This is a genomic window from Lysinibacillus fusiformis, from assembly GCF_002845985.1.
Lineage (GTDB): Bacteria > Bacillota > Bacilli > Bacillales_A > Planococcaceae > Lysinibacillus > Lysinibacillus fusiformis_D.
The window spans coordinates 92,221-105,081 of sequence record NZ_PDFK01000004.1 but is presented as its reverse complement, the minus strand read 5'-3'; the positions used below and the strand labels follow the sequence as shown (position 1 = coordinate 105,081).

The following is a 12,861-nucleotide window of genomic DNA, read 5'->3' as shown; positions in this document are numbered from 1 at the left end:
CGGATAGAACGCGCAGAGTGATGGATAGAGTGGAGAAAGTAGAGGATACGCGTGAAATTGGTGGATAGGAAAAGAAAAGTGTTGGATAAATTAGAGAAAGTAACGGATAGAACGCGCAGAGTGGTGGATAGAGTGGAGAAAGAGGAGGATACGTATGAGGATGGTGGATAGGAAAAGAAAAGTGTTGGATAGAACAGAGAAAGTAGCGGATAGAACGCGCAGAGTGGTGGATAGAGCGGAGAAAGTAGAGGATACGCATGAGGATGGTGGATAGGAAAAGAAAAGTGTTGGATAAATTAGAGAAAGTAGCGGATAGAACGCACGAAGTGATGGATAGAGTGGAGAAAGAGGAGGATATGCGTGAAGTTTTTGCATAGAACAAAGAAGCGTATACGCTTGCTTCAATTGGACAGGATAGAACTCACAAAAAGAGCGCTATAACCTGTCTTGCTGAGCAAGGGTTCGCTTATTTCCTACTAGACAAATGGATTTTTTAAGTATATAGTTAGCTAGGCTAACTAATTTAAAAGGAAGTGATAGTGTGACAATTGAACAGGAATTTTTTAATCAGTACCGCTTAATGTATAGGCCATTTATTAATCAGCTGAATGTGCAGCTTGAACCTTATCAGTTATATAGCTCGCAGTGGGCAGTGCTTCGTTTCTTGAAGGATAAGGGTCCACATTCTTTTGTAGATATCGCTAACTTCATGTCTATAGAGAAGCCAAGTGTCACGAAGCTTGTACATAAATTGGTGGAGCTAGGCTATGTGGAAACGATGATGGGCAAGGATAAGCGTGAAAAACTGGTACATCTATCAAAGCATGGGGAAGAGCTTGTGCTGGAAATAAAGTCGCATCTAAATCCGTTTTTTGTGCAGGCATTGGCAGGTGTGCCGAAGCAAGATATTGACATTGCGACACAGGTTTTAGCAAGAATTTGTATGAATATCAATTAGTAGGAGAGAGTAACGTGGAAGCAACTAGAAAGAAACTATGGACAAAGGATTTTTTTATTGTCTCACTTATTAATTTTACCATTACGTTAATCTTTTATTTATTAATGGTGACCATCGCGGCTTATGCTGTGGAGCATTTTAATGCTTCTACAAGTACAGCGGGGCTGGTATCGAGTATTTTTATTATTGGAACATTGTTAGGGCGGCTTGGTACAGGGCGTATTATTGGTGATTGGGGTAGCAAAAAAACATTGTTTTGTGGCTTGCTGTTATTTATGTTATCCACGATGTCTTATTTTGTAGCAGGCAATTTACCGCTGCTTATGGTTAATCGTTTAATACAAGGGATTGCTCTTGGAATCGCTAGTACAGCAACGGGAACCATTATTGCACAAATTCTACCGCCGGAACGACGTGGCGAAGGGATTGGTTATTATAGCTTAAGTGCGATTTTAGCGACAGCTATTGGTCCATTCATTGGCATTTTATTAACACAATTGTTTGAGGATTATCGTATGATCTTTGCAGTCGATTCGGTTTTAGCTATTATTTGCTTTTTTATGTACTTCATAGTGACCGTGCCAGATGCACCGAAAAAAGCGACGGATACAGCTGTGAAGGCAGGCTTTAAGGTGACAAACTTTATTGAAATGCGTGCGGTGCCGATTGCCTTTGTGGCACTTGTTATTGGCTTTGCCTACTCAGGTGTCATGTCCTTTATGACGTTTTATGCAAAAGAGCTACATTTAGTATCAGCAGGAAGCTATTTCTTTATTATTTATGCCATTGTCATTTTGGCTACCCGCCCATTTACAGGGAAATTATTAGATACGCGAGGGGCTAATATTATTATCTATCCTTGCTTAGTGCTTTTTGCGATTGGCATGTATGCCTTTAGTTCAGCGACAACAACGATCGCCTTTTTAATCGCTGCTGCCTGTATCGGGGTTGGCTATGGAAACTTCAACTCCGTTGCGCAGGCGATTGCTATTAAAGTGACACCGAATGAGCGTTTAGGACTTGCGACATCTACGTATTTTATATTTTATGATTTAGGTTTAGGTGTTGGGCCTTATTTCTTAGGGTTATTTGTTCCTTCTATGGGCTACAGTGCGATCTTCTTTGCTATGGTCTTTGTCATTTTTGTATCGATTGTGCTTTATTATTTCTTACATGGAAAACATGAAAATTTGAAACAAGCAAAAATCTTGTAGATTAGAATCATTATATTGTAGAAAAAACGTTATTTTTCTAGTTGTGTATACAGATCAACTGAAAAATGACGTTTTTTTCTATTTCAAAAAATAGTTGTTGCAATAGATGATGATAATCATTATCATCACAAATATAAAACTAATTCGGAAGTAGGTACTAAGTATGAAAAACAGATCATTTTTGTCGGTATTAGTAGCAGGGGGCATTTTAATGGCTGGCTGTGGCAATACAGAAGAAGCTAAAAAAGAGGACAAGCCGGCAACAGAACAGGCAGAGCAAGCGACACAAGAGGTGGATTTATCTGCTGAACTATCAGCCTATCAGCAATTTGCTTTAGAGCAAATGGATCAATTTTTACTGGACACAGAAAAATTCGTGAATTTATTCAAGGCGGGCGATATTGAAGGCGCTAAAGCAGCGTATGCGCCAGCACGTATGTATTTTGAGCGCTCAGAGCCAATCGCAGAAAGCTTTGGTGATCTTGACCCTCGCATTGATGGACGTTTAGCGGATATTCAAGAAGAAGGAAAAGGCGAGGAAGAATGGTCAGGCTATCATAAGCTTGAGTATGCATTATGGGAAGAAAATACAACTAAAGGTTATGAGGCTGTAGCAGATCAACTGCTTGCGGATGCGAAGGAATTACATGCACTAGTGCAAACGGTGGAAGTGACACCTGATTTAATGATTACTGGTGCGGTAGATTTATTAAATGAGGTTTCAACATCTAAAATTACTGGTGAGGAAGAAATTTACTCACATACAGACCTGTATGATTTTAAAGCGAATATTGAAGGCGCAGAAAAAATCTTTGAAATTTTACGTTCAAAATTAGAAGCGAAAGATTCAACACTAGTGTCAACACTTGATGAAAAATTTAAAGCGGTGGACGATTTATTAGCGCAGCATGCAACGGCTGATGGTGGTTATGTATCCTATGAGGAATTAACGGAAGACAATACGAAAGCACTTGCGGCAGCGGTGAATCAGCTTGGTGAACCATTAAGTCAAATGGGGATCATTTTGGAGTGAAAAAAATGACAACGTCCAATGAAGAAAAATTGATTAATAAAAAAATTTCTAGACGTGATATGTTGAAGCTGACAAGCATCGGTGTGGCAGGTGTTGCCATTGGTGCCTCCGGTTTGGGTGGTGTCATGAAAGCGATGGGCTATGATGTTTTTGAGACAGTAGCAGATAGCACGACGGCTAGCAATAAGATCAATTTCTATGGCGAGCACCAGTCGGGTATCGTGACACCTGTTCAAACGAATATTTATTTTGCTTCTTTAGATGTGTTAGTGACATCGAAGAAGGAACTACAAGAGTTGTTCCAGCAATGGACACCTCTTGTTGTGCGTTTAATGAATGGTGAATTAATGGTCGATGTTTCGACGAATACGAGAGTACCAACAGGTGATACAGGAGAGGCAGAGGGCTTAGATGCAGCCAATTTATCGATTACTATCGGTGTAGGTCCTTCACTATTCGATAAACTGGGAATGCAGCATGTAAAACCAGCGGAGCTAAAGGATTTACCACATTTCCCTAAAGATCAGCTACAGAAGGAATATACAGGTGGTGATCTGTGTATTCAAGCCTGTGCAGATGATCCACAGGTGGCATTCCATGCAGTGCGCAATTTAGTACGAGCTGCTTCTGGTAAAGTAGAGATTAAATGGTCACAGGCTGGCTTTAACTCGTTTCCAGCTGGTGGAGGGACACCTCGAAATCTCTTTGCCTTCAAGGATGGTACGGTGAATCCAGCCATTACGGATGAAAAAGACTTAAATAAGATTGTGTGGGTGGATAAAGGCTGGCTAAAGGGCGGCTCTTATTTAATCGCACGAAAAGTTCAAATGCATCTTGAAACATGGGATCGCACATCATTGAAAGATCAAGAGGCTACATTTGGTCGTTATCGTGACAGTGGTGCACCATTTGGCAAAACAAAGGAATTTGATGATTTTGATGTAGAGGCAAAGGATGACAAGGGCAATTATATTATGCCTGATACGTCACATGTTCATTTAGCACGTAAATCGGGTGCACGTGTTTTACGACGTTCTTACTCGTATGCATCGGGTGTCATGTCGAATACAGGAACCCATGATGCAGGGCTAATTTTTATTTCTTTTCAAAAAGACCCAGCCCAATTTACAACAATCCAAAATAGCTTAGGGCGTATGGATAAAATGAATGAGTATATTACCCATCGAGGCAGTGCCGTGTTTGCTTGCTTCCCTGGTGTACAAAAGGGGAGTTATTTAGGTGAAGCACTTTTTAACGCGCTGTAGTATTATCATTGCCTTAATCCTAACTTTAGCTCTACCTGTGCAGGCAGCGCAATCTTATAGCCATTTATATATTGCGATTAGTGATGCACTAATGAATACGAAGCAGGATAAAGAGACGGAGGCCAAGCAGGCGCTCGAACAATTTGCTGCGGACTGGGCTAAAGTTTCTTCAGAGCAGAAAGATGCCAAAGCAAAGGTCGATGAAAAGCTTGAGCAGGCTACTGAAGCAACATCCAAAGACGAGCGTTTAGAGGCGTTGTCGGCACTGTCGAATGCATTACGTGCCCTAGAAAAACTTGAAAATCCAGTGGACGAAGCGGCACAGCGAGCAGAGTTTGGGCAAAAGTTTAAGCCGATCATGGCAGAGTTCGAAAAAGCTTTAGCCGGTGGGGACATTCAGGCTATTGATGAAGCCTACAAAGATTTTAATAGCAAATGGAATAAAAATGAGCGCCCTGTGCGTGAGCAAAGCATTGCGATGTATGGGCAAATCGAAACACAAATGGCATTTCTACGTATCGCCATTTCGGCAGAGGAGCCAGATATAGCCCTTATGCAATCTCAATTTGAGGATTTGCAGCAAACGATTGAGGATTTTGTGGCTGGTAACGAAACAGCTGAAGTGGTTGAAGGGGACTATTCGTTAGCGACATTGATTGCTTATATCGATGAGGCAAAGGACTTTGTTGATGCTGGTGATTATCAGGCGGCTTCTGATAAAATACGTGAGTTTATTACCATTTGGCCAAGTGTAGAGATTGAAATTTCCACACGTAATGGCAGTCTTTATACGAAAATCGAAAGTGATATGCCGATTATCGCAAGTGATTTATTAAAATCCAACGTCGATCAGCAAGCAATCACAAAAAAATTAGATACTTTCCGTACTGAAATCGAACTGATTCAAGGGGATTCAGATTATACAATTTGGGATGCTGCATTAATTTTGCTGCGTGAGGGACTAGAGGCGCTACTGATTATTTTAGCCTTAGTATCATTCCTCAATAAATCAGGACAGAATAAGATGCGCAAATGGATTTATGTTGGAGCGTTTGTCGGCGTTCTATTATCAGCCATTGCTGCCATCCTCATGTCCACGATTTTGAATTCAGCAACAATTGATACGAATCGAGAATTAATGGAAGGTTATGTTGGGCTAGTTGCAGCAGCGATGATGATCGGTGTTGGTATTTGGCTGCATAGTAAATCAAGTGTAGTCAGTTGGAATCGCTATATTTCGAAACAAATGGGCAATGCCATTTCTAGTGGTTCTATTTTTGCGATGGCTGCCATTAGTTTCTTATCGGTCTTCCGTGAAGGAGCCGAAACACTAGTCTTTTACGCGGGTATTGCACCGAAAATGGAGACTTCGCAATTTATTCTTGGGATTGTTATAGCACTGCTTATACTTACTGTACTGGCTATTGTATTATTTAAAGCAAGTGGCAAAATCTCCATCCATAAATTTTTTGCTGTCGCAACGGTGCTTATTTATGTATTAGCCTTTAAAATTATTGGTGTCAGTCTGCATACATTGCAGCTCACGGATAATCTGTCCACGACGATTGTTGATGGCTTACCTGTCATTAGCCTGATTGGCTTCTATCCAACAGCGGAAACCATCATTGGGCAGGCAATCTTACTTGTGTTAGTGGCAGCTACTATAATCTATAAAAAGAAACGAGCCTAACGATAAAGGGTAGATGAGCGTACGTAAACCGCCATCTACCTTTTTGATTGCCAATGGGCAGGTCGTTTCAGATAGGAAGGCAATTTAGTAGAGCGGTCACCTTGTGCGGCGTTCATTTGCATTTGTGTTAAAAACAGTCTTGTCGAAAGGTCAGCCCCACGTAAATTGGCATCACGTAAATCAGCTCCGATGAAATCTACTGCTTGTAAATTAGCATCTTGAAGATTGGCCGCGATTAAATAGCTACCCCTTAGATCAGTCGCTCGTAAATCCTTGCCTTTTAAATTTTTGCCCATCCAATCCGCTCCACGCTGATTCAAATGTCGCGTGATTTTGCCTTTCAGCCTCTGTTGACAAATTTGTTCGCTTGTTTGTAGTAATAGCGCATTGACAGGCATACGAATAGCCATCATATCGAGTGCTAATAAGGCATCGGCATCAAGTGATTTTGCTTGTTGTAGCTGCTCCAATTGCGTTAGAAGCTGCTCATCAAGCGGCTGTTCACCTGATAGGATAAGGCCTCAGCTACATAAGCAAGCATTTCGTAAAGCTGTTCCATGATTGGGAAAACCCGAAACAACTTGTCAGCATGCTCACGGGATTGTCGCCAATCTTGTCCATGAAACGTGACCTGTGACACTTGCTGCCCAGCACCCAAGCAATCAAAAACCGTACAGCCTTTAAAGCCTGTGTCTTGTAGCTTGCTATGGATATGACAGCTATAGTCATCCTGTAAATTAGGGCATGGGGAGCCAGCTGGTTTATTGATGGTAAAGTCACTGGAAGCAACGATATTTAAAGCGGTACAGCATAAGCCGAAACAGCTTTGGCAATCCGCCTGTAAGCTTTCACGGATTTTTTGCCAACAGAGGTAGCTCTTTTTGTCTGATGTGACATCCTCATTGTCCTCTCTTACCTCATTCATATAGTTAATAGTTTATTATTAAAGACAGACTAGCAGTTAAAATAAGGATAAAACTGTATTTTGAAAGATCGTAGGGGATATGGTATTCTTCTTCAAAAGAGTTGTGAAGAAAAGTGGTGGTGAAGCATGGGGTAACGGTCAATGAATTATTACAATTGCCATCCTTTCGGGGGGCAGAGGTGCTAACAGGTCGAAATAATTTACATCGTACGGTATCTTCCTTATCTGTATTAGAGGTATCCAATGTTGATTTTTATTCTAAAATTATTAATCGTGTGCAAGAGGAATGGTATGCAGAAGAGATTGTCATTAGCTCTTTTTACTCCATACGAGATAGTGTGGAGCAGCAATGCGAAACGATTCAGCATTTACATGATTTAGGAGAGCTTGGTCTTATTTTATATTATGTCGGTATTGTCTTGCCCGATATTCCAAAGGAAGTGCTTGACTTAGCGGAGGCGCAAGGATTTATTATCATTTGTATGCCAAGAAATGATTATTCACTGCGTTATAACGAGGTAATTTATGAGGTAATGGAGGCAATTGTTAGCAATCAAGGTGTGAATGATCATTTTGTGAAAGAAACGTTGGAAAAGGTATCCTTACTGCCAGAGCATTTAAGAAGTGTTGAAATTACGCTGAAAATGCTCTCAGATCGTTTGAAAGCCAATATTGTGCTCACAAATAATCATTTTGATATTGTGAATCAAGTGATGTGGCCACGAAATTCATCATTAGATGTAGCGAACGTTATTGAAGAATGCTCGCAGGCCAACTTCCAGCACGAAACAGGAAAGCTAGAGCTAGAAAGAAGTGATGTCTCCTGTGTCGTTGACTATAAAAGAGTGCATCAGAAAAATGGCGAGCCCCTCTTTTTATTCTTAATTAAAGAAAATACAAAACTGCCTGCCAAAACGATTGAAAAAGTAAGTGAGGTTGTGCAAGTAGCCATTAATTTATGGGGGGACAAGCATGATGAGGTAAGTGAGTATGCCTTAGTGAAAGCCATTATTAATGATGAAAGTGAAAAAATGAGAAGATTAGCGAATCTCCTTCATATAGATGTTTCCGCCATTCAAATGATGTGGCTCGTCTACATGCATGATTTAGCGGACGAAAAAAGAATTCGCGATGAATTAGAAGAGCAGTTGTCCAAGTATTACCAAACAAGAGTGATACAATGCATTGATCATTGTATAATTGTGTTACTAGGGAATTGTTTGTATAAACATCATGAATTTGAAATTGCCACTGAATTTAACGATACTACAAGCTATACTGCTCAAATAGCGGAAATTGTTTATGCGCCCAAAATGAGAAATACAAAGTCTGTTCGTCAAATGTATCAATTGGTCAATCAGGTGGGGGACAAGGCCCATACCATTTATCCAATGCAAAAGCTGTTTACGGCAGCGGAAGTACGCTCCATGAAAAGGGCGATGGATGTCAGTATACAGGGAGAAGAAATGATTGAAGAGTATTTGTCTGTCATTGAACCTATCTTGCGCGATCATGATTCCTTACAGACCTTAATTACCTTTTTATTAGACGCAAATGCTAGTGTGGAGCGCTGTGCAGAGCTACTTTATATTCATAAAAATACAGTGAAATATCGCATTAAAAAAATTAGTGAGTTGATTGGCACAGATGTCACAGTATACGCAGAATTTTACGATGTGTATATGGCTTGTATGCTGTATCGATTAATTAATGATTGATTAGAATAATCTGAAATTTTGTCATTTTGAACAAAATTTCAGATTATTTTTTTCATTTACGCAAAAGACGTGAAACCACCCTTTCTTTTATAATGAAGAACATTAACCAATCAAGCAATAACAAGGAGGGAGTCATATGCAAAACGAAAACAAAGGTCAATCATGGTATAGCTTAGGCATTATTTGGGCGGGTGCCATGATTTGTATTCCCAGTTTATTAGTAGGTAACGCACTCATAACAAATATGAGTCTATCAAAGGCACTTGCTGTCGCTTTTGTAGGCTACGCGATTGTCGTATTCATTATGATTTTACAAGGAATGCAAAGCAGTGATTTAGGAAAACCAACTGTTCATGTGGCAGGGCAAGTGTTTGGTAAAAAAGGCTCTCGTACTATTTTGTCCATTATTTTAGCCATTGCTTGCTTAGGCTGGTTTGGTATTCAGGCCAATGTTTGTGGCGTTGCCTTAGCGAATTTACTAGCAATCTATCATTTGAATATACCTATTCCGCTTGCTTCATTGATAAGTGGTATGGTGATGGTCGTATCCGCTCTTTATGGAATGAAAGTGTTACGTGTATTAAGCTATATCGCCGTACCATTACTTGTCATCATTTGCCTTTACGGTTTAGGGCAAACATTAACGGGCGATCAGCTACAGCTTATTCGAGACTATCAGCCACAGGGGAATATGAACTTTATGGATGGTTTAGCTGTAACGATTGGATCTTTTGCTTTAGGGGCTGTCATAGCGGGAGATTATTCGCAATTTTCCAAAAAACGTTCAGATGTAGTCAAGGCCGCTGCATTGGGCATTATTCCAGCTGGTGTACTAATGATTGCAGTAGGAGCCATCTTAACGATTGCCTATCAGACAAGTGATATTACAGCTGTCTTTCTGCATATCGCAACACCGTTTATTGGCGGGGTTGGCTTGATTTTAGCGACATGGAAAACGAATTTGGTCAATGCCATTTCTGGCGGTATCGCTTTAATTAATGTGTTCGATGTTGCCAAAAACAAAGAGCGCTTAGCGATTGGGGTTGCAGGAACAATTGGCACAATTTTAGCGGTAGTTGGGATATTAAATTATTTTACACCTATTATGTCGATCTTATCGGCCATGATTCCACCTGTTGCAGGGGTGATGATTGCCTCCTATTGGGTGATTCATAAAGGCAAAGCAGCTAGCTGGCATGAGGTGGAAGGGGTCAATCGATTAGGCGTATTTTCTTGGTTAGTAGGGGCTATGATTGCCTGTATGCCAGTGGTATTCTCTTTATTCCCTGAGTTGCCATCACTGCCAAATCAACCGATGATTGGCATTATTATTTCATTCGTTATTTATTATATTGGGTATCGTCTATCCATACAAAAAACGGTCATACTGGAGGAACATAGATGAGATATTTAGATCAAGCAGCTATTGAACATATTGCCATTGGTGCAGCATTTCTAGGAACAGGTGGAGGCGGAGATCCATACATTGGGAAACTTATGGCGCTTTCTGCCATCGAAAAAAATGGGCCTGTGAAGTTGTATTCGGTGGATGAAATTGGGGATGATGACTTTTTCATTCCAGCAGCGATGATGGGTGCACCTTCCGTGTTAGTAGAAAAATTTCCACGTGGGGATGAATTTGTCAAGGTATTCCAAAAGCTTGCTCAATATTTAGGAAAAGAAAAAATTGCAGGCACTTATCCAATGGAAGCGGGCGGCGTCAATTCGATGATTCCGATTGTAGTAGCTGCACAGCTTGGATTACCGCTGATTGATTGCGACGGGATGGGTCGTGCATTCCCGGAATTACAAATGGTGACCTTTAACCTAGATGGAATTTCGGCAACCCCAATGGCCATCACAGATGAAAAAGGGAATATTGGTATTTTTGAAACGATTGATAATAAATGGACGGAGCGTCTCGCCCGAACTGCAACGGTAGAGATGGGCGCTAGTTCTCTAGTGAGCCTGTATCCTACGACCGGTGCACAAATTAAGAAAAGTGGTGTTCATCATATTGTGACGCTTTCTGAAAAAATCGGTGAAATTATTGCCTCTAAAGATCAAGAGGTGAACGATAAGCTAGAAAATCTTTTAACGCTTGTAGAGGGCTATGAGCTATTCCAAGGAAAAATAGTAGATGTTATTCGTGAAACAAAAGGTGGGTTTAATCTAGGTAAAATGAATCTTGAAGGGATTGATTCCTATAAAAACGATCAAATGAAGGTTCATTTCCAAAATGAAAACTTATTAGCAGAGAAAAACGAGCAGGTTGTTGCGATGACGCCAGACTTAATTTGTTTGGTGGATTATGAAACATTATTGCCTGTTACAACAGAAAGCTTAAAATATGGTAAACGTGTGCGTGTGATTGGCTTACCAGCACATGAAAAGTGGCGTACAGCAAAAGGCATTGAAACAGCAGGACCAAGATACTTTGGCTATGATTATGATTACATGCCAATTGAGGAAATGGTGAAAAAGGAGGTAGCAAAACATGTATAAAATTGGAATTGATGTGGGCGGAACAAATACGGATGCCATCCTTTTAGATCATAATAGTCAACTTATTTACAGTGTGAAATCACCAACAAGCTTAGATATTAAAACGGGTATTGAAAAGTCCTTGCAACAATTACTCAAGGGTGCAAATATTGATAAAGCAAAAATAACACATGCAATGTTAGGGACAACCCAATGTACAAATGCCATTGTTGAACGTAAAAAGCTAGCAAAAGTCGGTGTTATTCGGTTAGGCTATCCAGCAACGGCATCAGTACTTCCTTATACAGCTTGGCCAGCGGATATGATTGATCAATTGTCGGGTCATTATGCGATTGCACATGGTGGCTATGAATACGATGGTCAATTATTAAGTGCTCTTAATCGAGAAGAAATTAAAAAACTATTAGAGGAATGGCACGACCAAGTAGAATCGATTGCAATTGTTGGTGTCTTTTCTTCTATTAAAAACGATCAAGAATTACAGGTTCGTGAATGGATTCAAGAGGTCTATGGGGAGGAATTTCCTATTTCTTGCTCCTCGTTAATTGGTTCTGTCGGGCTAATTGAACGTGAAAATGCAACGATTCTAAATGCGGCATTATGTAAGGTCATTGAGACAACAACAGAGGGCTTTGTCCAGGCGCTTCAAACGGAAGGTATTTTTAATGTAGACGTTTATTTATGTCAGAATGACGGTACGTTAATGTCCATCGATTATGCAAAACAATTCCCAATTTTAACGATTGCCTGTGGGCCAACAAACAGTATTCGTGGAGCGTCGTATTTATCCCAAATTCAAAATACAATGGTGCTGGACGTTGGGGGAACGACTTCAGATATAGGCGTATTACAGGATGGATTCCCACGAGAATCTTCAGTTGCTGTGGAAGTAGGAGACATTCGGACAAACTTTAGGATGCCAGATATTATTTCAGTTGGTCTTGGCGGTGGTAGTATTGTTCGTGTGAACGGTGACAAAATTACAGTTGGACCAGATAGTGTAGGCTATCAAATTAGTGAGGAGGCACTTGTCTTTGGTGGCTCGACTTTAACAACAACGGATATCGCTGTCCGTCTAGGCTTAGCAGAAGTAGGCGACCCCACTTTAGTCGCACATCTAGATGAAGCATTTGCCAAAGCCGTTCAACAAGAAATTTCTTCCTTACTGGGGCAGGCCATTGATAAGATGAAAACCTCCTCAGAGGATGTGTCACTGGTCTTAGTAGGCGGTGGGGGGATTATCGTGCCAGAACAGATTCGAGGCGTTTCCACTATTGTGAAAAATGAATATGGTGGTGTGGCGAATGCCATCGGTGCCTCTATTGCGCAAATTAGCGGTCAATATGAGCAAATTTATATTTATGCCAAGGAACCTCGCGAGGAATCATTAAAGGATGCCCAAAGTAAAGCGGTAAAACAAGCAGTATTAGCAGGAGCCATTCAGGAGACGATTGAGCTAGTAGAAGTAGAAGAAACACCACTAGCCTATCATCCAGAAAATGCAACAAGATTAAAGGTAAAAGTAGTAGGGAAAATGGTCTAACACATAAAGG

The 12,861-nt window shown here is 40.6% G+C and carries 9 protein-coding genes and 1 pseudogene; 9 read left to right on the top strand and 1 reads right to left on the bottom strand.

Translation table 11 applies throughout. The features are described from left to right. The first annotated feature begins 541 nt into the window (after positions 1–541). The 5 genes from CRI88_RS15145 (at position 542) to CRI88_RS15125 (ending at position 6,160) form a co-directional block, all read left to right on the top strand. The gene (locus CRI88_RS15145) at positions 542–958 is read left to right on the top strand and encodes a MarR family winged helix-turn-helix transcriptional regulator (RefSeq protein WP_101966805.1); all 417 of its coding nucleotides are present in this window, start codon (positions 542–544) and stop codon (positions 956–958) included. A gap of 14 nt (positions 959–972) precedes the next feature. Then, entirely contained in the window at positions 973–2,172 is a 1,200-nt protein-coding gene (locus CRI88_RS15140; RefSeq protein WP_101966804.1) for an MFS transporter, read from the top strand. A 163-nt stretch (positions 2,173–2,335) separates the two neighbouring features. After that, positions 2,336–3,205 carry an iron uptake system protein EfeO gene (efeO, locus tag CRI88_RS15135; RefSeq protein WP_036117171.1) on the top strand — a complete coding sequence of 290 codons (870 nt, stop codon included), beginning with the start codon at positions 2,336–2,338 and terminating at the stop codon, positions 3,203–3,205. Positions 3,206–3,210: 5 nt separating this feature from the next. After that, on the top strand, positions 3,211–4,470 hold the full coding sequence (gene efeB / locus CRI88_RS15130; RefSeq protein WP_058843742.1) for an iron uptake transporter deferrochelatase/peroxidase subunit: 1,260 nt from the start codon (positions 3,211–3,213) through the stop codon (positions 4,468–4,470). Next, entirely contained in the window at positions 4,445–6,160 is a 1,716-nt protein-coding gene (locus CRI88_RS15125; RefSeq protein ID WP_101966803.1) for an FTR1 family iron permease, read from the top strand. Before efeB ends, CRI88_RS15125 begins: the two co-directional genes overlap by 26 nt. Positions 6,161–6,195: 35 nt before the next feature. Here CRI88_RS15125 and CRI88_RS15120 read toward each other — a convergent pair. Continuing rightward, positions 6,196–7,057 (bottom strand): annotated as a pseudogene (locus tag CRI88_RS15120) (pentapeptide repeat-containing protein). A 141-nt stretch (positions 7,058–7,198) separates the two neighbouring features. Between CRI88_RS15120 and CRI88_RS15115 the strand changes: the two are divergent. The 4 genes from CRI88_RS15115 to CRI88_RS15100 all read left to right on the top strand — a co-directional run bounded on the left by CRI88_RS15115 (position 7,199) and on the right by CRI88_RS15100 (position 12,851). Continuing rightward, complete coding sequence (locus CRI88_RS15115) at positions 7,199–8,803, top strand: PucR family transcriptional regulator (RefSeq protein ID WP_036117176.1); 1,605 nt, start codon at positions 7,199–7,201, stop codon at positions 8,801–8,803. Positions 8,804–8,939: 136 nt separating this feature from the next. After that, positions 8,940–10,208, top strand: a complete 1,269-nt coding sequence (locus CRI88_RS15110; RefSeq protein ID WP_036117179.1) for a cytosine permease — start codon at positions 8,940–8,942, stop codon at positions 10,206–10,208. Further along, positions 10,205–11,308: a DUF917 domain-containing protein gene (locus tag CRI88_RS15105; protein WP_058843739.1), complete on the top strand. Its 1,104-nt coding sequence runs from the start codon at positions 10,205–10,207 to the stop codon at positions 11,306–11,308. The genes CRI88_RS15110 and CRI88_RS15105 overlap by 4 nt, the downstream gene beginning before the upstream one ends. Beyond that, positions 11,301–12,851, top strand: a complete 1,551-nt coding sequence (locus CRI88_RS15100; protein ID WP_101966802.1) for a hydantoinase/oxoprolinase N-terminal domain-containing protein — start codon at positions 11,301–11,303, stop codon at positions 12,849–12,851. Before CRI88_RS15105 ends, CRI88_RS15100 begins: the two co-directional genes overlap by 8 nt. Positions 12,852–12,861 lie beyond the last annotated feature (10 nt).

Excerpts from the sequence above, each read along its gene's own strand:
- efeO (WP_036117171.1), top strand. The coding sequence starts at position 2,336 with ATGAAAAACAGATCATTTTTGTCGGTATTAGTAGCAGGGGGCATTTTA.
- efeB (WP_058843742.1), top strand. The coding sequence starts at position 3,211 with ATGACAACGTCCAATGAAGAAAAATTGATTAATAAAAAAATTTCTAGA.
- CRI88_RS15110 (WP_036117179.1), top strand. The coding sequence starts at position 8,940 with ATGCAAAACGAAAACAAAGGTCAATCATGGTATAGCTTAGGCATTATT.
- CRI88_RS15105 (WP_058843739.1), top strand. The coding sequence starts at position 10,205 with ATGAGATATTTAGATCAAGCAGCTATTGAACATATTGCCATTGGTGCA.
- CRI88_RS15100 (WP_101966802.1), top strand. The coding sequence starts at position 11,301 with ATGTATAAAATTGGAATTGATGTGGGCGGAACAAATACGGATGCCATC.